Source organism: Lysinibacillus sp. CTST325, from assembly GCF_054665055.1.
This window is the reverse complement of sequence record NZ_BAAFHO010000004.1, coordinates 259,056-276,244: the sequence shown is the minus strand read 5'-3', so window position 1 is coordinate 276,244 and position 17,189 is coordinate 259,056. Positions and strand designations below refer to the sequence as shown.

The 17,189-nt window shown below is 37.9% G+C and carries 23 protein-coding genes and 1 riboswitch; of the genes, 14 read left to right on the top strand and 9 right to left on the bottom strand.

The features are described from left to right. Positions 1-6: 6 nt before the first annotated feature. Positions 7-51, bottom strand: a riboswitch (PreQ1 riboswitch). Between the two features lie 331 nt (positions 52-382). Continuing rightward, positions 383-778: a DUF1259 domain-containing protein gene (locus ACYQ73_RS12945; protein ID WP_460012859.1), complete on the bottom strand. Its 396-nt coding sequence runs from the start codon at positions 776-778 to the stop codon at positions 383-385. A 68-nt stretch (positions 779-846) separates the two neighbouring features. Next, positions 847-1,092 (bottom strand): hypothetical protein, encoded by a 246-nt coding sequence (locus ACYQ73_RS12940; protein WP_460012858.1) that lies wholly within the window; start codon positions 1,090-1,092, stop codon positions 847-849. Positions 1,093-1,691: 599 nt separating this feature from the next. Here ACYQ73_RS12940 and ACYQ73_RS12935 point away from each other — a divergent pair. From ACYQ73_RS12935 to ACYQ73_RS12915, 5 genes are all read left to right on the top strand, one after another. Beyond that, on the top strand, positions 1,692-2,714 hold the full coding sequence (locus tag ACYQ73_RS12935) for an ABC transporter substrate-binding protein (protein WP_460012857.1): 1,023 nt from the start codon (positions 1,692-1,694) through the stop codon (positions 2,712-2,714). 204 nt (positions 2,715-2,918) lie between these two features. After that, complete coding sequence (locus tag ACYQ73_RS12930; protein ID WP_460012856.1) at positions 2,919-3,185, top strand: hypothetical protein; 267 nt, start codon at positions 2,919-2,921, stop codon at positions 3,183-3,185. Between the two features lie 248 nt (positions 3,186-3,433). Next, positions 3,434-4,462 carry an ABC transporter permease gene (locus tag ACYQ73_RS12925; protein WP_460012912.1) on the top strand — a complete coding sequence of 343 codons (1,029 nt, stop codon included), beginning with the start codon at positions 3,434-3,436 and terminating at the stop codon, positions 4,460-4,462. Next, positions 4,455-5,249, top strand: a complete 795-nt coding sequence (locus ACYQ73_RS12920) for an ABC transporter ATP-binding protein (RefSeq protein ID WP_460012855.1) — start codon at positions 4,455-4,457, stop codon at positions 5,247-5,249. The genes ACYQ73_RS12925 and ACYQ73_RS12920 overlap by 8 nt, the downstream gene beginning before the upstream one ends. A gap of 195 nt (positions 5,250-5,444) precedes the next feature. Further along, entirely contained in the window at positions 5,445-6,404 is a 960-nt protein-coding gene (locus tag ACYQ73_RS12915) for a nuclease-related domain-containing protein (RefSeq protein WP_460012854.1), read from the top strand. Between the two features lie 211 nt (positions 6,405-6,615). Here the strand turns inward: ACYQ73_RS12915 and ilvA are convergent, their stop codons facing one another. Further along, on the bottom strand, positions 6,616-7,878 hold the full coding sequence (gene ilvA / locus ACYQ73_RS12910; protein ID WP_460012853.1) for a threonine ammonia-lyase IlvA: 1,263 nt from the start codon (positions 7,876-7,878) through the stop codon (positions 6,616-6,618). A gap of 244 nt (positions 7,879-8,122) precedes the next feature. On the opposite strand from ilvA, the gene ACYQ73_RS12905 reads away from it, so the two are divergent. Then, positions 8,123-8,866, top strand: coding sequence for a TerC family protein (locus ACYQ73_RS12905; RefSeq protein WP_460012852.1), 744 nt, complete (start codon positions 8,123-8,125; stop codon positions 8,864-8,866). 51 nt (positions 8,867-8,917) lie between these two features. Here ACYQ73_RS12905 and bshB2 read toward each other — a convergent pair whose 3' ends face one another. Next, the gene (bshB2, locus tag ACYQ73_RS12900) at positions 8,918-9,607 is read right to left on the bottom strand and encodes a bacillithiol biosynthesis deacetylase BshB2 (protein ID WP_460012851.1); all 690 of its coding nucleotides are present in this window, start codon (positions 9,605-9,607) and stop codon (positions 8,918-8,920) included. Between the two features lie 13 nt (positions 9,608-9,620). Further along, complete coding sequence (locus tag ACYQ73_RS12895; RefSeq protein WP_460012850.1) at positions 9,621-9,971, bottom strand: YojF family protein; 351 nt, start codon at positions 9,969-9,971, stop codon at positions 9,621-9,623. Between the two features lie 282 nt (positions 9,972-10,253). Here ACYQ73_RS12895 and exaC point away from each other — a divergent pair, with 282 nt between their 5' ends. From exaC to ACYQ73_RS12880, 3 genes are read left to right on the top strand one after another with little or no spacing between them, the layout of a single operon-like run. After that, positions 10,254-11,774: an acetaldehyde dehydrogenase ExaC gene (gene exaC, locus ACYQ73_RS12890; RefSeq protein ID WP_049667948.1), complete on the top strand. Its 1,521-nt coding sequence runs from the start codon at positions 10,254-10,256 to the stop codon at positions 11,772-11,774. Positions 11,775-11,795: 21 nt separating this feature from the next. Next, positions 11,796-12,158 carry a DUF779 domain-containing protein gene (locus ACYQ73_RS12885; protein WP_460012849.1) on the top strand — a complete coding sequence of 121 codons (363 nt, stop codon included), beginning with the start codon at positions 11,796-11,798 and terminating at the stop codon, positions 12,156-12,158. Between the two features lie 4 nt (positions 12,159-12,162). Further along, positions 12,163-12,453, top strand: a complete 291-nt coding sequence (locus ACYQ73_RS12880; RefSeq protein ID WP_460012848.1) for a hypothetical protein — start codon at positions 12,163-12,165, stop codon at positions 12,451-12,453. A gap of 98 nt (positions 12,454-12,551) precedes the next feature. On the opposite strand, the gene ACYQ73_RS12875 is transcribed toward ACYQ73_RS12880, so the two are convergent. Next, positions 12,552-12,887, bottom strand: coding sequence for a hypothetical protein (locus tag ACYQ73_RS12875; protein WP_460012847.1), 336 nt, complete (start codon positions 12,885-12,887; stop codon positions 12,552-12,554). Positions 12,888-13,071: 184 nt separating this feature from the next. Between ACYQ73_RS12875 and ACYQ73_RS12870 the strand changes: the two genes are divergently transcribed. Further along, positions 13,072-13,596 (top strand): acyl-CoA thioesterase, encoded by a 525-nt coding sequence (locus ACYQ73_RS12870; protein ID WP_460012846.1) that lies wholly within the window; start codon positions 13,072-13,074, stop codon positions 13,594-13,596. A gap of 57 nt (positions 13,597-13,653) precedes the next feature. Here the strand turns inward: ACYQ73_RS12870 and thiD are convergent, their stop codons facing one another. Together thiD and ACYQ73_RS12860 are read right to left on the bottom strand one after the other, a co-directional pair. After that, positions 13,654-14,484: a bifunctional hydroxymethylpyrimidine kinase/phosphomethylpyrimidine kinase gene (thiD, locus tag ACYQ73_RS12865; RefSeq protein WP_460012845.1), complete on the bottom strand. Its 831-nt coding sequence runs from the start codon at positions 14,482-14,484 to the stop codon at positions 13,654-13,656. A 196-nt stretch (positions 14,485-14,680) separates the two neighbouring features. Continuing rightward, a complete protein-coding gene (locus tag ACYQ73_RS12860) occupies positions 14,681-14,806 on the bottom strand; it encodes a hypothetical protein (protein ID WP_460012844.1) in 126 nt (41 codons plus the stop codon). A 158-nt stretch (positions 14,807-14,964) separates the two neighbouring features. Here ACYQ73_RS12860 and ACYQ73_RS12855 point away from each other — a divergent pair, with 158 nt between their 5' ends. The 3 genes from ACYQ73_RS12855 (at position 14,965) to ACYQ73_RS12845 (ending at position 16,218) form a co-directional block, all read left to right on the top strand. Then, the gene (locus tag ACYQ73_RS12855; RefSeq protein ID WP_460012843.1) at positions 14,965-15,642 is read left to right on the top strand and encodes a uracil-DNA glycosylase; all 678 of its coding nucleotides are present in this window, start codon (positions 14,965-14,967) and stop codon (positions 15,640-15,642) included. A 133-nt stretch (positions 15,643-15,775) separates the two neighbouring features. After that, positions 15,776-15,955 (top strand): uracil-DNA glycosylase, encoded by a 180-nt coding sequence (locus tag ACYQ73_RS12850; RefSeq protein WP_068985233.1) that lies wholly within the window; start codon positions 15,776-15,778, stop codon positions 15,953-15,955. Further along, on the top strand, positions 15,952-16,218 hold the full coding sequence (locus ACYQ73_RS12845; RefSeq protein WP_370082800.1) for a YwdI family protein: 267 nt from the start codon (positions 15,952-15,954) through the stop codon (positions 16,216-16,218). The genes ACYQ73_RS12850 and ACYQ73_RS12845 overlap by 4 nt, the downstream gene beginning before the upstream one ends. A gap of 10 nt (positions 16,219-16,228) precedes the next feature. Here ACYQ73_RS12845 and ACYQ73_RS12840 read toward each other — a convergent pair whose 3' ends face one another. Next, the gene (locus ACYQ73_RS12840; RefSeq protein WP_460012842.1) at positions 16,229-16,378 is read right to left on the bottom strand and encodes a hypothetical protein; all 150 of its coding nucleotides are present in this window, start codon (positions 16,376-16,378) and stop codon (positions 16,229-16,231) included. 241 nt (positions 16,379-16,619) lie between these two features. Between ACYQ73_RS12840 and ACYQ73_RS12835 the strand changes: the two genes are divergently transcribed. Next, positions 16,620-17,000 carry a DUF423 domain-containing protein gene (locus ACYQ73_RS12835; protein ID WP_460012841.1) on the top strand — a complete coding sequence of 127 codons (381 nt, stop codon included), beginning with the start codon at positions 16,620-16,622 and terminating at the stop codon, positions 16,998-17,000. Positions 17,001-17,189 lie beyond the last annotated feature (189 nt).

Below are 17,189 nucleotides of genomic sequence, written 5' to 3'. Positions count from 1 at the left end.
ATTCATTTCTCCTTAGTTTTTTTACGTGGGATGGTTACGAACCACGGGAAGCAAATGCAATCATATCAATGTTCATGCTTACTTGTAAATAGCGATGTGTAAAAAAAACGCAGAAATTCATAGTGCTAAAGGTAATATTTAGCTCTTGTTATTTGCTCATTAGAGTGTGCGTGAATAGGATTCGAATTTTGGAATCCATAAAAAAGGGGGGCTTGTACACTTGCTAAGATACGAAAGAAACTTATGCAGAAATAGCAGCGCTAAATTCTTCTTCGGCAGACGGTCTATAGATGAGAAGTAACCTCGAACCTTAGAGGTGATGGAGCTATCCAGTCATGTCAAAAAGAACTGTTCTAAGCAGTTCTTTTAACAAGTGTAGTTATCAGTAGTTTTTTAAAACACTAAATGCTTGAGCAAATTTTTGGGCAAAGATTAATGGAGGCTCTATTGATTGAAAGTGAACGTATAAAATAACTGGGTCTGAATAAATCCAGTGATTATGAACAGCACTTATAATCAAATTATTTTCTGCAAGTACCTTAACAAATGGAGGTAATTCCTCTTGAAGCACTACAACTTCACCTAAGTTAAGTGCATTTCCATATATATCGAGTGATTCGAATGTGATCCCAGCATGAAGTGCACTACGACTTGGGCGACCTTGAATCATAACATTAAGATTGCGATTAAGTCTTACTGAGCATACACCATGTTCCGTTGAAGCTTTTCCGTTGGCAATCTGAGCAAATTTCGTACACATTTCTTGGGGATTTTGCATTTAGACACCTCTACTTTTTAATATTTGAGATATCTTGGAGCGAAAGTAGTAAGGGTTCTGATTTGAAACTACTCATCTAAAACATTTTTAATTTCTTCTATTTCTAAAATTAAATCGTCCAGTTGCTTTTTAAATTCATCCGTATATTCTAGTTCTTCATCTAAGTCTTTTGTATATTCTAAGGCATTTAATGCAAAATCTAGAGCGAATTCGAATAGACTGTCACAAAGATTAGAAATGATTGTGTCAATATCTCCTGTTTTTGCATTTTGCTTCTCAGAAGGTTGATTTAAATCGATTTCTTCATTGTTCATGGTATTCCTCCTTTTTGAAAACGGCACTAGTCTCATTTGCATCATATGCATTAAATGTAAAAAAGGAGACTGAAACGTGTAGATCAATCTTGTTAGCAAAAAAATGAACCATTAAGAGAGAGTACGAGAGGGCAATTCTAAAGCACTCGCGGGGTGTTTTTACTCAGCAATCAAGGAGGGCTCAAACGAATGTGTGCTTTCCAGAAATCCCATTACAGAAGTTGGTTAGTAGATATCTTGAAGAAGTAATAGCGAATAAATAATGTTATGAAAGCCTGACATTTCTTATGGGGAATGTCAGGCTTTTTGGGTTTATATAAATTTCTTGAAAATCAAATCTCTGAAAAATAATTTTGCGAAAATTGTCAAAAAAATTTTTGTTATGTTAGAAAAAGAAATCAATTTGTAAAAACAGCGTAGTTTAGCGGTTTAAAGCGACAAATTGAGAGAAAAGAAAAAATATTTAGTTAAGTTTAATAGTCAGAACATTCATAATGTTGTTGACGAACCGATATAATAAAGATAATATAGCGATACATTCACACTTTGTTTGGATAAAGTGTGATAACTATCAGAGATAATATCGGGGGGGATTATTTGTGAAAAGCAATTTAAAAAAGCTTTCGTTCCTGTTATTTGGGTTAGTTTTAATGCTTGCTGCTTGTGGTAGCGGTGGTTCTAATTCATCAGATTCGAAAGAGAAAGAAAAGAATAATGCAAGTGAGAGTAGCAATGCAGATGACAAAACGTATAAAATCGGGATTACTCAAATTGTTGAACATCCATCTTTAAATGCTGCAACTGAAGGTTTCAAAAAAGCAATTGAAGAATCGGGCTTAAAAGTTGATTACGATCCACAAATAGCGCAAGGGGATAACAGTCTTAACACGACGATTGCAAACAATTTAGTAAGTGCCAACGTAGATTTAATCTTTGCTAACTCTACGCCATCTGCACAAGCAGCGGCGACTGCTACTAGTGATATTCCAATTGTCTTCACTTCTGTAACGGATGCTGTTGGCGCACAGCTCATTGAATCTATGGAGAAGCCAGCGAAAAATGTAACAGGAACGATTGATTTACATCCTGATACTATTTCGAAAACAGTAGCATTCTTAAAGGAATTAGGTGCGAAAAAAGTAGGTATGGTTTACAACGCTGGTGAGCAAAACTCAGTAGCACAAGTAAAAGAAGTGAAAAAAGTTATGGCTGAGCAAGGCCTAACAGTAGTTGAGGCATCTGCGGCAACTTCTGCAGAAGTAAAACAAGCTGCTGAATCATTAATTGGTAAAGCAGATGCATTCTATATCATTACTGATAATACAGTAGTTTCGGCTCTTGAGTCTGTAATTGATGTAGCAAACTCTAATAAATTACCACTAGTTGTAGGAGAGCTTGACTCTGTTGCACGTGGCGGCTTAGCAGCATATGGTTTTGAATATTATGACATCGGTTATGAAGCGGGACAAATGGCTGTGAAGATTCTAAAAGGTGAAGCAAAACCTGCTGATATACCAGCGCAATACCCACAAAAACTAAAACTATTAATCAATAAAAAAGTAGCAGATGATTTAGGAATCGAAATTAAAGATTCTTGGGGTGCAGAGCTGTTAGAAAAGTAATGACCTGACATGATCATCATTGGAGTGAAGCGGGGGAGAACTATAGCTGCCCCCGCTTTATCTACTTTTTAAGTACTTTAGGTCGATGACGAGTTCATGTGAAATTTCTATTAAATTGGCTCATTATCATAACGTAAGGTTGATTGGGCGCTTTGTTGCAGTCGCTTCGTTTTCGCACAGAGCAAAGCTTCCTGAGGCCGTCCGATGAGTGGCTTGGGGCAACAGATGTTTTTTGCGCGAAAGCGAAGTGTCAGTAGTAGGATGTTTTTGCGCGAAAGCGAAGCGTCAGCAGCAGGATGTTTTTTGCGCGAAAGCGAAGCATCAGCAGCAGGATATTTTTGCGCGAAAGCGAAGCGTCAGCAGCAGCAGGATGTTGGTCACGAAAGCGTTATCACAGGACGTGATTTTTTTCGCCTTCGTTCTTCTGCCTGCTCGCTTCAGAGTCTCATCTGTGACGCTGATCCCCAATGAGTCGCCCAGTCTCCATTCAACTTATCTACTTTTTAATAAATATCATCTCCAACTTTTGGTGATGAGCCATTAAAGCACTGGGCTTCACAAGAAGTTATCACAAGCCGTCGTGCTAAAACCTTAAAAATAATTGATTCTATTATGTATGGCTTTCAATGGTCTTTATTAGTGTTGAGCTCCATCATTTAGGAAATGGATCTCAAGAAGAATTATTAATAAAAATTTGTTTATTAGGAGATGATTCAACTATGTTTTTGGCAATATTTGGCGCGATGGAGCAAGGGATCATCTATGCAATTATGGCACTTGGTGTGTATTTAACATTCCGCGTGTTAGATTTTCCGGACTTAACGGTTGACGGAAGCTTTGTAACAGGGGCGGCTACAGCAGCGACGATGATTATGCTTGGCTACCACCCAATCTTAGCGACTTTAGTGGCAATTGTTGCTGGATTTATTGCTGGATGTATGACAGGAATTCTTCACACAAAAGGAAAAATTAATCCTCTATTATCGGGGATTTTAATGATGATTGCTTTGTATTCTATTAACCTACGAATTATGGGATCCACTGCAGAAAATACGATAGGTCGTCCGAATATTCCACTATTAAATTCAGAGACTTTATTTTCAAAGTTTCAAGCATTTTGGAGTAATTTAGGAATCGATAGTGCATTAAATAACCTACTAAAAGGCTTCGGCGTTCAGCAACCACCTTCAACATGGAGTACGATAATCGTCGTATTAATCATTACGATTTTAATTAAGTTCATTGCAGACTGGTTCTTAAAAACAGAGGTTGGATTGGCTATTCGAGCAACCGGTGATAATAAGCGTATGATTCGTAGCTTCTCGGCCAATACAGATACACTTATAATTCTAGGGCTAGGACTTTCTAACGCGCTTGTTGCATTTTCTGGAGCTCTAATCGCTCAATATTCAAAGTTCTCAGATGTCAGTATGGGGATTGGGATGATTGTGATCGGTCTTGCCTCTGTTATTATCGGCGAAGCCATTTTCGGTACAAAAACGATTATGCGCACAACTTTCGCTGTCATTGCTGGAGCGATCATTTACCGCATTATTTTAGCATTAGCATTACGAGTAGATTTCCTTGATTCAGGAGATATGAAATTAATAACAGCTATCATTGTTATTATAGCGTTGGTTTTACCACAATTTATCAATAAGAGTAAGGAACGCAAACGTAAGGTGAAGCGCGCAACAGAGAGGACACGAGTAAAGACGGTTGAGCAGGGAGGGAAGCGCCTTGCTTAAATTGAACGGCATTAATAAAATTTTTAATGAAGGTACGCCTGATGAAAAAGTGGCACTTGCAGAAATTAATTTGCACTTAAAGCCAGGGGATTTTGTCACAATAATCGGCAGTAATGGTGCTGGTAAATCGACCATGATGAATATGGTTTCTGGCGCGTTAACACCAGACTTTGGCACGGTTTCAATTGATGGGAATGAGGTTACTACTTTACCAGAATATAAGCGTTCTCACTATATCGGTCGCGTATTCCAGGATCCGATGGCTGGTACAGCACCAACAATGACAATTGAGGAAAATTTAGCATTAGCTTACTCACGTAATAAGAGTAGAGGCATGCGCTTCGGTGTTGATAAAAAGCGTCGGGAATTTTTCAAGGAATCGTTGGAGATGTTGGGTTTAAATCTAGAAAATCGATTGTCTGCAAAAGTCGGCTTACTTTCGGGAGGGGAGCGTCAAGCTTTATCTCTTTTAATGGCAACATTTACGAAGCCTTCGATTTTATTGTTAGACGAGCATACGGCGGCACTTGACCCATCTCGTGCAGAGTTAATCACACGTATTACGAAATATTTAGTTGAGAAAGATAACTTAACGACATTGATGGTCACGCACAATATGCAACAAGCATTAGACTTAGGAAATCGATTGATTATGATGGATAAAGGTCAAATCATTTTAGAGGTTAGCGAGGATCGCAAGCATGAATTAACCATTCCAGATTTAATGGCAGAGTTCGAACGTATCCGCGGAGAGAAAATGAACTCAGACCGTGCGCTACTAGGATAATAAATGCTAGAACGCTCATAGTTGAACTGTGGGCGTTTTTTTTGCTGGATGTCGATATTTTTGGGAAGTTGGTAGATAAATTAAAAAAGTTGGTAGATAAATCAATAAAGTTGGTAGATAAACAATCAAAAGTTCTCGATAAATAAGCAAACTCTTTCGAAAGAGCATTATAATCTGGCTAAAGGGGGTGAAACTATGTTACTAAAAAGGCGCGAAGTATCATCGAAGCAACTCACATTAGAAATGCTTGAAAGGAGGTTACCGAAATCTCACCCAAAATCTACTTACTATCAAGAAATGCTAAATAGAACAAGAGCAGGGTATGCTGGCGAGCAAAGAGTAGATCGAGAATGGCGGGAAATCTATTTGGAGCATGCGCATTATTTATTGCATGATGTACAGCTTAATGCTGAAGGTGGAGCAATACATCAAATGGATACATTATTTATGTCGCGAAATTTTGTTTTAATAGTGGAAATCAAAAATATCGTTGGGCGTATAGAATATATGGAAGATCATCATCAATTTATTCGAATTACTTCTGATGGCAAAGTAGATGGCTTTAGAAATCCCTTTGATCAAGTGAAGCGGCATGCTAGGTTTTTGCGTCAGATTTTTCAAAAGGCAGGTTATCCTATACCTATTGTCTATATGATCGTCTCTGCAAATACGAATATGATTATGACGTCAAGTTTGTCGGCGCAACCGATTATTCATGTGAGTGGTTTGGCTGAGAAGATGGAGCAGCTGTTTTTACGACATTCACAAGTTTGTTTGAGTGAAAAAGATTTGAGACAAATCGCTGAGCACATCCTAATGAAGCATGAACCAACACAATGGATACCAGAGATCGACTGGGGTGTACTAAGAAAAGGGGCATTATGTTCACAATGTGAGTACCAGCATAAAGTGCAGTATTTCTTTGGGAAATGGCGTTGCAGCAATTGTCAACGGACAGATAATAAATCGATGCTAGTAGCATTACAAGATTATCAGCTAATGATGGGAAACAATATTTCTAATGCTCAATTTCGGGAGTTTTTTGATATTGACTCAGAGAGAATAGCTCATTACTTATTGAAAAAGTTAAAGTTTGAAGCGGTTGGTGAAAATAAAAATAGAAAATATGTAATTCCTGCCAAATTGTTAGATTAAATGTAAGCGACCAAACTATCGGTGCGGTCAGATAGTGTCGCCTGTAAGGTAGATGTCGATATTTTTGGAAAGTTGGTAGATAAATCGATAAAGTTGGTAGATAAACTAAAAAAGTTGGTAGATAAATTAAAAAAGTTGGTAGATAAACAATCAAAAGTGCCCCGATAAACCTAAAAAAGCCACACTCACATAGCAAGTGTGACCCTTTCGTTTAGACTAGTAAGCCAAATAGTTGAATGTCGTTGTTTACTTCTTTGTATTTGAAGCCGAATTCATTCATGCGAGCGAGTAATCCTTCATAGTCTTCACGATTGCCAAGCTCGATACCGACTAGGGCAGGACCACTTTCTTTGTTGTTTTTCTTTGTATATTCGAAAGTTGTAATGTCATCATTTGGTCCTACCACGCTTGTTAGGAATTGGCGAAGTGCGCCTGCACGTTGTGGGAAACTAACGATGAAGTAGTATAGTAAGCCTTCGTGAATTAAAGACTTTTCTTTAATCTCCTGCATACGACCGATGTCATTATTACCACCACTAATGATGATAACGACTGATTTCCCTTTAATTTCCTCTTTATAGGAGTCGAGTGCTGCTACTGATAATGCTCCAGCGGGCTCTGCGATAATAGCGTGTTTATTATAAAGATCTAAAATCGTTGTACATACTTTTCCTTCTGGTACTAGTACGATGTCGTCTAAGTAGCGACGACAAACATCATATGTGTGATTACCGACGCACTTTACCGCAGCACCGTCTACGAATTTGTCAATCCAATCAAGTGCCACTGCACCGCCTTCAGCAAATGCAGCCTTCATACTGCCCGCCCCAGAAGGCTCTACACCGATAATTTTACTGTTAGGGGAAAGGTTTTTCACATAGGCAGAAACACCTGACATTAAGCCACCGCCGCCAATACTACCAAACACATAATCGATTGGTTCCTCCATGTCATTCATAATTTCAACTGCGACCGTTCCTTGTCCAGCAATGACATCAAAATCATCAAATGGGTGAATAAAGATTTTATCGTGTTCATCACAGTAAGCAAATGCGCTTTCTGCAGCATCATCAAAGGTATCACCTGCTAAAATAATTTCTGCATAATTACGACCAAACATACGCACTTGGTCAATTTTTTGCTTAGGTGTTGTTTGAGGCATGAAAATACTTGCTTGAATTTTCAATTGAGCACAAGCGTAGGCCACGCCTTGGGCATGATTACCCGCACTCGCGCAAACGACGCCAACTTTACGAGCCTCTTCTTCAATTTTTTTAATCTTATAATAGGCACCACGAAGTTTAAATGAGCGTACATGCTGTAAATCTTCGCGTTTAAAATAAATATTAGCGCCATATTTCTCGGATAGATAGTCATTTTTTTGTAGCGGCGTGTGCACCACTACGTCTTTTAAGAAATGATGTGCAATCAAGATATTTTCTACCTGCACAGTTCTAGTGTCAGCAGCTTCCATAATATTCATCCTCCGTATACGTTAAAACATTTATCTATGATAGCACATATTATAAGCTTTTTGTTATTAATTTTTAGTAAATTCTAAATTTTCGGTGTCTATTTCTGCTAGAAAACTACAAAATGCAGAATAATTAAATTTCTACGAGAATTTTTTGTAGAAATAAAGGATGCACACATTTCCTCATAACAAAAATGGTCAAGCATATAATAGAATACCTTAGGACAAGTAGGAGGGTATGTAATTGGAAATCATTCAAGGAATTCTATCTACATACATGCAATTTTTCAATTGGGAGATGTGGAAAGAGATCTTAGCTGACCCTGTATCTTGGGGGTTAATATCAACACTAATTATAATAGAAGGTTTACTCTCAGCAGATAATGCACTTGTGTTAGCAGTGCTAGTGAAGCATTTGCCAAACAAGCAACGTAAACGAGCATTAATGTACGGTATGTTAGGGGCCTATTTTTTCCGATTTTTATTTATTGGTATAGGTGTTTATTTGGTAGAATTTTGGTTTATTAAATTGCTAGGAGCCCTGTATTTAGGTTGGCTATGTGTTGCTCATTTCTTACAGATTGGGGAAGCAGATAGTACCAAGGAGATGAAAAAAACAGGGTTGTTGGTTCGTCTTTTTGGAACATTTTGGGCAACGGTTATTTCTGTAGAACTGATGGATATTGCTTTTTCAATTGACGCGATTTTTGCCGCTTTTGCGATATCCAATCAAATTTGGATATTACTAATTGGGGGGATGTTAGGTATTTTAATGATGAGAACTATTGCGGGCTTATTTTTAATCATTATTGAAAAAATACCTGAATTAGAGGCAACAGCATTTATTATTATTGGGATTATTGCATTGAAAATGCTGGCCAGCGTCATCGGTATTCACGTTCCGCATTATATGTTTTTTGTTGTGTTAATTATTATTTTCTTTATAACTTTCACTATTCATTTTTTAAAAAAGATGAAGGTCGCTTAATATAAAACGGTTCTGTTCTCAATGAAGAAAGAGGACAGAACCGTTTTATTATTATTTTACATATTGATCAGGATTCACAATATAGAATTTTTCAATATTAAGCCAGCTTTCACTCATTGGCTCACCGTCATCAACACGTTTTTCTGTTTCTTGCATCATCCAAGCAGTTTGAGATGCATGTGCTTGTAATGCTTTAATTTTATCCATCTTCATTTCACTGATATCGTTGACAACATGTGGCTCTCCATTTTTTTCAATCGTATCATTTGCAAAGGCACAGCCTAACACTTGTGGACGTGCAGCTTTTGGCATACGTCGAACAGCTTCCACTACGGCACGTGCTGTCGCCTCATGGTCAGGATGCACTGCAAAACCAGGCAAGAATGTAATGATAAGAGAAGGCATTAACTCTTCTATTAAACCTTCAACAAGCTTTACCATTTTTTCGTCGTCTTCAAATTCAATCGTTTTATCACGGAAACCAAGCATACGTAAATCTTGTATTCCCATAGCCTCTGCTGCTGCAACAAGCTCCTTACGTCGAATTTCAGGCAAAGATTCACGTGTTGCAAAAGGTGGATTTCCTAAATTACGTCCCATTTCACCTAAAGTTAAACAGGCATATGTAACAGGTGTATTCATCTTCTTTGTATAATAGGCAATTGTTCCAGCAACTGAAAAAGCCTCATCATCTGGGTGAGGGTAAACAATTAAAATATGACGTTGTGGTTGTGAATTCAAAAAGCCGTCCCCCTTAGTAAGTAAATGGCGTTTCGCTAATTTCGAGTGCAATCGCCAATTTACCTGAGTAGTCTAGTCCAGCCATTAATAAACGGCCTAAATCATCTAATTCAAAATGTGTGATGCCTTGAGCATAAACCCAGCCATGTGCCATTTTTAATCCGACACGATGGGGTGAATCATCTACCACTTTAGCAAGTTCATAGTTGATTTTTGCATTGCGAATAAAAGCACCTGCATTGAAAAATTTCTCATCATAGTGTGCTGCATAAGAACCGTTTGTCGTCTCAAGATGAATATAAACGTCTTTATTGGCGAAAGAATTCAATAATTCCTGCAACGTCTTTACATGTACTTCTTGCATCTTAACACTCCTCTCGATTATTTCTCCTTTAAGTATAGTTAAAAAAGATGACAAAGGGAAATCGAAAGGCTTTGTTGCCAACCAAATCATAAATGTTATTAATGAAATACAGAAATTTCTTTATTTTAAAAAAACTATTTTCCACTATTAACAGGGTTAATTACTTGAAAAAACTATTTTGATGTATCAATATAGGACACATGAAACAGATTAATATAAATTGAATTGTGTCGTTATAATTTGTATGCGGTTTCATAAATAAAATATGGGGAGATTGATACTATGATTTATGCAAATCCTAATACTCCGGGTGCAGTAGTAAATTTCAAAGAAAAATATGATAACTTTATCGGTGGCGAATGGGTTCCTCCAGTAAAAGGTCAATACTTTGAAAATAAAACACCAGTAACAGGTCAAGTTTTCACAAAAGCAGCTCGTTCAACAGTTGAAGATATTGAGCTTGCTCTTGATGCAGCACACGCAGCAAAAGATGCATGGGGTAAAACAAGCGCAACTGAGCGTGCATCTATTTTAAATAAAATCGCAGATCGTATTGAAGAAAACTTAGAAATGATTGCTGTTGCAGAAACATGGGATAATGGTAAAGCAGTTCGCGAAACTTTAAACGCAGATATTCCTTTAGCAATTGATCACTTCCGTTATTTTGCAGGTGTTATCCGTGCACAAGAAGGACGCACAACACAATTAGATAACGACACTGTTGCATACCACTTCCAAGAGCCACTAGGTGTAGTTGGCCAAATCATTCCTTGGAACTTCCCGATTTTAATGGCTGCTTGGAAAATTGCTCCTGCACTTGCAGCAGGTAACTGTATCGTGATGAAACCAGCTGAGCAAACGCCAGTTTCATTATTAGTGTTAATTGAAACAATTCAAGACATTCTACCAAAAGGCGTACTTAACATTGTAAACGGCTTTGGTGTTGAAGTTGGTAAACCACTTGCAACGAACAAAAGAATTGCAAAAGTTGCTTTTACTGGTTCAACAGCTGTTGGTCGCCAAATTATGCAATATGCAACTGAAAATATTATTCCTGTAACGTTAGAGCTAGGTGGTAAATCACCAAATGTATTCTTTGAGGACGTAATGGCTTCAGATGATGAATATTTAAATAAAGCAATTGAGGGCTTTGTGATGTTCGCATTAAACTCAGGTGAAATTTGTACTTGTCCTTCACGTGCACTTGTTCAAGAATCCATTTACGATAAATTCATTGAACTTGCATTAGAACGCGTAAAAGCTATTAAAATTGGTAATCCATTAGATACAGAAGTCATGATGGGTGCTCAAGCGTCTAACGAACAAAAACAAAAAATCCTTTCTTACCTAAAACTTGGTAAAGAAGAAGGTGCTGAGTGCTTAATAGGCGGAGAAGAAAATATTCTTGAAGGCGACCTTGCAGGAGGTAACTACATTAAACCAACAGTTTTCAAAGGTCACAATAAAATGCGAATCTTCCAAGAAGAAATCTTTGGTCCAGTGCTTGGCGTGACTACATTCAAAGATTTCGATGAAGCAATGGAAATTGCAAATGATACAGAATATGGTTTAGGTGCTGGTGTTTGGTCACGTTCTGGTGACATTGCTTACCGTGCAGGTCGAGCTATTCAAGCTGGTCGTGTTTGGACAAACACTTATCATCAATATCCAGCGGGTGCTGCATTTGGTGGGTTCAAACTTTCTGGTATCGGTCGTGAAAACCACGCAATGATGTTAGATCACTACCAACAAACTAAATGTCTTTTAGTGAGCTACAAAAAAGAAGCACAAGGATTTTTCTAATACCAAGGGATGAATAACAACATGGCAGAACGAGTGATTGCAACAAAAGAGGCTTTAAATTTGATAGAGCTAATTAAGAGTAGGCATGGCGCTATCATGTTTTATCAATCTGGAGGTTGCTGTGATGGCTCTGCACCGATGTGTTATGTAGAAGGAGATTTTAAAATTGGTGAAAACGATATCTATCTTGGTACAATAGGTGACGTTCCTTTTTACATTCATAGAGCGCAATATGAATATTTTAAGCATACGCAATTGATTATTCATGCGATTGAGGGCAGAGGTGCAAGTTTTTCTTTAGATAGTGTTGAAAATAGGCATTTCATTACAAACTCTAGAGTATTCACAACAGAAGAGTATGAAGAAGTAATAAAGCTCTTTTAATTGATTGCATCTTTTAATCTATGAAGATTTTTTAAGCAATATTCTTGAAAAAATTATAGAAATATATCAATATAATGAGTGTGAAAGCAATTTTGTACAAAATGTGTCGTTTTGTATTGTATACGGTTTCACAAATGAAAAGATACTGACCATGATTTCTTCCTTAACTGACGGAAAGGCAGCGCATGATGTTGAAGGGAATTTTAAACTAGGTAATAACGAATTCTATCTTGGTACAATAGATGACGTTCCTTCAACATGGGTATGTATAGCTGTAATTAGGGAAGAAGACTGAAAGCTCATTATCATAGTATAGTAAAAAAGCCGCGATTCTCTTTTATGACGGAGAATCGCGGCTTTTTATAATTAGCGGTATTTTTGGGTATGTATTTATTAATATCGGTTGATTTTTCGTTCAATGGAATCTAGACGATTGTTGAGATGTGATAGATGCCTATGCATTTGTCTAAAAAGTACATTTTGATTTTGCGCGTCTGATGATCTTGATTGTTCAATTGCCTCTTCTTCCTGCAATGCTAAAATGTTGGAGAGGGTTGCTAATGAATACCCTATTGTCAAAACCATTGAAGATATTAATTCTACTTTCGTAGAGGTTATATTTCCACCTTGGACACCTGTGTCTTCACCTAGGAGACCTGCTTCTTGAGCACCTAGGAAACTTGCTTGCGTATTTGGATTTGGGTCTTGTTGTTGTCTACGTCTTGCCATTTTTCTCCCTCCCATATATAGCTAATATATGGCATATGAAGTAGTAGTGTATCTTGTCCCGAGCATTAGAAGAAATAAACCTCTGTTAAAATAAATATTCATAATTTTCTAGTATTTAAATTGATTATTATGGAAAAATAAATCAATATTGTAGAAATAAATAATTGTTTTAGGGGGAATGGATGTGAACAAGGACTTTAAATATTGTAAAGAATCTAGAGTTATGCGTACAAGTAGAGTTTTTCCGAATGATATTAATAATCATAATACACTGTTTGGCGGTCGATTAATGAGTGACATCGATCTAGTGGCTTCAATTTCCGCTGCTAAACATAGTCGTAGAGATTGTGTGACGGCCTCAACGGATTCTGTAGATTTCCTGCATCCGATACGCCCGACCGATTCTGTCTATTTCGAATCTTATGTAACGTGGACAGGGACATCTTCCATGGAAGTTTTCGTGAAGGTCATTTCTGAGAATTTGAAAACGGGAGAACGTAAGGTAGCGGCAACAGCGTTATTAACCTTTGTTGCATTAGATGAAAATAATAAACCAACCCCAGTTCCATCTGTTATTCCAGAAACAGTAGAGGAGACAAAACTACATGAAACGGCATCTGAACGAGCAAAGGCGCGTGCAGAGCGTAAAAAGGAAAGTAAGGCATTGGCTCAATTCATTTCGAACGATCCATGGGATTGCTCGAAATGATGGAGAACGACTATATGTAAAAGAGGCATCTGAAACTAATCAGATGCCTTTACGTTTTTAGATTTCTGTCACTGTTACTTGTGGTGCACCAAAACGAGATTTTGCACCGTGCATAACTGGTCCTACATAGTCATTTAATTCCCAACCGTGAGCGATTGCAGCTGAAACGAATTCTTTTGCTTCAATTACAGCCTCTTGTACTGAAAGACCGTTCGCAAGGTTTGCTGTTACTGAAGCAGCAAATGTACAGCCAGCCCCGTGGTTATAAGTAGAAGCGACTTTTTCAGACTCTAATAAGTAGAATTTTGCACCATCGAAGAATAAGTCAGTTGCTTTTTTAGTAGCTAACGCTTTTCCGCCTTTAATCACAACGGCTTTGGCACCAAGGTCGTGAATTTTGCGAGCAGCGATTTTCATTTCCTCGATTGTTTTTGGTGTTCCAGTTCCAGCTAATTGCCCAGCCTCAAATAGGTTAGGAGTTGTAACTGTAGCTAATGGTAAAAGATGTTGAATCATTGCATCTGTATTACCGGGGTTCAATACTTCATCTTCTCCCTTACATACCATTACAGGGTCAATGACAACATTTGCAGTACCAGATTTTGCGATAGCATCACCTGCGATACGAATAATTTCTTCCGTTGACAGCATACCAGTTTTTATAGCGTCAATGCCTGTTGAGAGAGCAGTATCGATTTGTTTTTGCAAAAGCTCTGATGGTAATGGCGTTACGTTATGAGTCCAACCGTTTGGATCCATTGTTACGACAACTGTTAATGCCACCATGCCATATGTGCCGTGCTCCTGAAATGTTTTAAGATCGGCTTGCATCCCTGCGCCACCTGATGTATCTGAACCAGCAATTGTTAAAGTTTTTTTAAGAGCCATGTGGAAGATCTCCTTTATAGATGAAAGTTTTAAAATTACCATCTAGTATAGTCTTATTCTGATTCTATAAAAATAGTCAGAATTTGATATTTTTAGAAGGTCAGTTTAACTTCTTTCAGTTTCATCTGAAAGAAGTTAATGCCTCCGCGAATGTCACAGAATCGGAAAGGAGTTCTTAGAGGATGTTAGGCTAAAATCATCGCATCCATGCGATAACGGCTAACTGACCTGCATCGGTGCTGTATTGCTGTCGCTTCGCTTTGCACAGACAAAGATACGTTGCTGCAGCTACGCTAGCACTACGCTTTCGCACAAAAAACATTTGCTACTGCCGCTACGCTTTTGCGCAAAAAATATCTACTGGTCTAAGCACAAAGCCGATTCTAGACGCAAATATGACAAGGCATAATTGAACTGGATACTTGAATTCAACATTGTTTTTTTGTACCGTTGTAAGAAGAGAAAGGGGCTTATATTACAATGAAACAAGTATTCCCGAATGATTGGCAAGCAATACTTGCAGAAGAAATAGAAAAGACATATTACACAAAGTTACTTCAATTTGTAGATGATGAATATTCAACAGAAACAATTTATCCCCCGATAAATGACATAATGAATGCATTTAATACGACGGCTTATCAAGATGTAAAGGTCGTAATTTTAGGTCAGGATCCGTATCATGGACCAAACCAAGCACATGGATTAAGCTTTTCGGTCATGCCGGGAATCAAACATCCACCAAGCCTACGAAATATGCTACAAGAGTTACAAGATGATCTTGGCTGTCCAATCCCTCAACATGGAACATTAACAAAATGGGCACAGCAGGGGGTAATGTTGCTGAACACTGTATTAACTGTTCGAGCAGGTCAGGCGAATTCTCATAAAGAACAAGGATGGGAGCAATTTACGGATGCTGTAATCGATAAATTAGCATCAAGAGATAAACCCATTATTTTTGTGCTTTGGGGTAAACCAGCACAACGTAAAAAACAATTAATTCGTCAATACTCAACATCACATTTAATTTTAGAAGCACCTCATCCAAGTCCACTAAGTGCTTATCGAGGTTTTTTCGGCAGTAAACCATATTCGAAGATCAATGCACAGTTAGTGGAATGGGGAGAGCAACCAATTGATTGGAGTCTAGCTTAGACTGGCGCAAATCTTTATCTTCATTCAGTAAATGTTTTTGTAGTGACAGCTACAATTATACCAAGGCGAAATTGATGCACATCACTCATCGTTTCGTGTTACAGTTAATAATAGAAGAAAGTGGGGAACAACGATGAAGGTAAATTGTTTTAAATGTCAATATTTTAAAGTAACGTGGGACCCACAAACTCCACGGGCCTGTGTAGCATATGGCTTTAAAACGAAGCAAATACCATCTGTTGTCGTTAAACAATCCTCTGGCACAGACTGCCTAAAATTTGTGCCAAAAGCAGAAAGTGGGAGAATGCAATGATTCCTTATCAAGCCGTTATACAACAACTTGAAAAACAATTATCTGGTGTTAAAAATGCTGGAGACGAACAGCAAATTCGTGAAGCCTTAACGGCAATACGAGCATTATGTGATGTAGTATTAGACTCTTCTGATAGCATTTCTAAAGCCCAGTCAAAACATCTGCCACAAATGCTAGTGTCAGAACCAAAGCAAACAAGCTTATATACTGCAAAAATTGAAGAAGAAGACGGAGCAAATGGTGATTCAATTTTTGACTTTTAATTATCTTCATTTAGCGAAGACTCCCACCTCTGAAGGTGGATGAATGCGGATGTGGTTCCTTTTCAGTAGGTGTCCCAACGCCTACTGAAATAGAAGAACCCAGTCTAAGAACGCCACGTCCTGTGGCAACGACTGAGTGACCAACATCATGTTGGCCCAAAGCCTCCGACGGATGTCACGGATCTTGAAAGGAATAAATACAAGGATGTTAGCCTAAAATCTTCGCATCCTGCGAAAACGGCTAACTGACCTGCATCGTGCAGGTCTAAGCAATTCAAAATCCGGACTATTGTTTATCTGCGCGAAAGCGTAGCAACGGCGGCAAATGTTTTCTGTAGCGAAAGCAAAGCGTCAGCTACAATTACGCCAAGACGAAATTGATTAAAGGTAGGGAAAATGACATGAAAAAATTTATCGTAACAGGTGCACTCCACGGCTTTATAGCAGTGGCATTGGGTGCATTCGGTGCACATGCTTTAAAAGAGGTTCTAGACGATTATAGTCGCGGAATTTGGGAAACAGCTGTTCAGTACCAAATGTTTCATGCCACGGCTATACTGGTGATTGGCATATTGATGAGCTCGAAACTACTAGGTGAAGTAAAGCAGTTAAATTTAGCTGGAATCTTTTTTAACCTAGGTATTGTCTTCTTTTCAGGAAGCTTATATGTACTGGCAATCAGCGGCGTTAAAGTTCTAGGTGCCATCACGCCAATTGGTGGTGTTCTATTTTTAACTGGCTGGGTTCTAATTATCGTTGCTGCCCTTAAACATGCGCGATAAAAATTGAATATAAATACTCTTTCTAAGTTACTCCTTTGCACTATATGTAAGGGAGTTTTTGTTTTATTGGAAACTACTAGTAACGGATCAAGAGAATTGTTCTTCGTAATGAACAATATAATTACTATAGAATGGATAGTTTTAATCCCTATTGTTTTTGTAAGGATTTATAGTACACTGTAATTATCA

Coding starts and splice junctions, on each gene's coding strand:
- thiD (WP_460012845.1), bottom strand. CDS start 14,484: ATGGCTCTTAAAAAAACTTTAACAATTGCTGGTTCAGATACATCAGGT.
- ACYQ73_RS12930 (WP_460012856.1), top strand. CDS start 2,919: ATGAGTGGCTTGGGGCAACAGATGTTTTTTGCGCGAAAGCGAAGTGTC.
- ACYQ73_RS12860 (WP_460012844.1), bottom strand. CDS start 14,806: ATGTTTTTTGTGCGAAAGCGTAGTGCTAGCGTAGCTGCAGCAACGTAT.
- exaC (WP_049667948.1), top strand. CDS start 10,254: ATGATTTATGCAAATCCTAATACTCCGGGTGCAGTAGTAAATTTCAAA.
- ACYQ73_RS12845 (WP_370082800.1), top strand. CDS start 15,952: ATGATTCCTTATCAAGCCGTTATACAACAACTTGAAAAACAATTATCT.
- ACYQ73_RS12835 (WP_460012841.1), top strand. CDS start 16,620: ATGAAAAAATTTATCGTAACAGGTGCACTCCACGGCTTTATAGCAGTG.
- ACYQ73_RS12940 (WP_460012858.1), bottom strand. CDS start 1,092: ATGAACAATGAAGAAATCGATTTAAATCAACCTTCTGAGAAGCAAAAT.
- ACYQ73_RS12895 (WP_460012850.1), bottom strand. CDS start 9,971: ATGCAAGAAGTACATGTAAAGACGTTGCAGGAATTATTGAATTCTTTC.
- ACYQ73_RS12850 (WP_068985233.1), top strand. CDS start 15,776: ATGAAGGTAAATTGTTTTAAATGTCAATATTTTAAAGTAACGTGGGAC.
- ACYQ73_RS12925 (WP_460012912.1), top strand. CDS start 3,434: ATGTTTTTGGCAATATTTGGCGCGATGGAGCAAGGGATCATCTATGCA.
- ACYQ73_RS12915 (WP_460012854.1), top strand. CDS start 5,445: ATGTTACTAAAAAGGCGCGAAGTATCATCGAAGCAACTCACATTAGAA.
- ACYQ73_RS12875 (WP_460012847.1), bottom strand. CDS start 12,887: ATGGCAAGACGTAGACAACAACAAGACCCAAATCCAAATACGCAAGCA.
- ACYQ73_RS12885 (WP_460012849.1), top strand. CDS start 11,796: ATGGCAGAACGAGTGATTGCAACAAAAGAGGCTTTAAATTTGATAGAG.
- ACYQ73_RS12855 (WP_460012843.1), top strand. CDS start 14,965: ATGAAACAAGTATTCCCGAATGATTGGCAAGCAATACTTGCAGAAGAA.
- ACYQ73_RS12945 (WP_460012859.1), bottom strand. CDS start 778: ATGCAAAATCCCCAAGAAATGTGTACGAAATTTGCTCAGATTGCCAAC.
- ilvA (WP_460012853.1), bottom strand. CDS start 7,878: ATGGAAGCTGCTGACACTAGAACTGTGCAGGTAGAAAATATCTTGATT.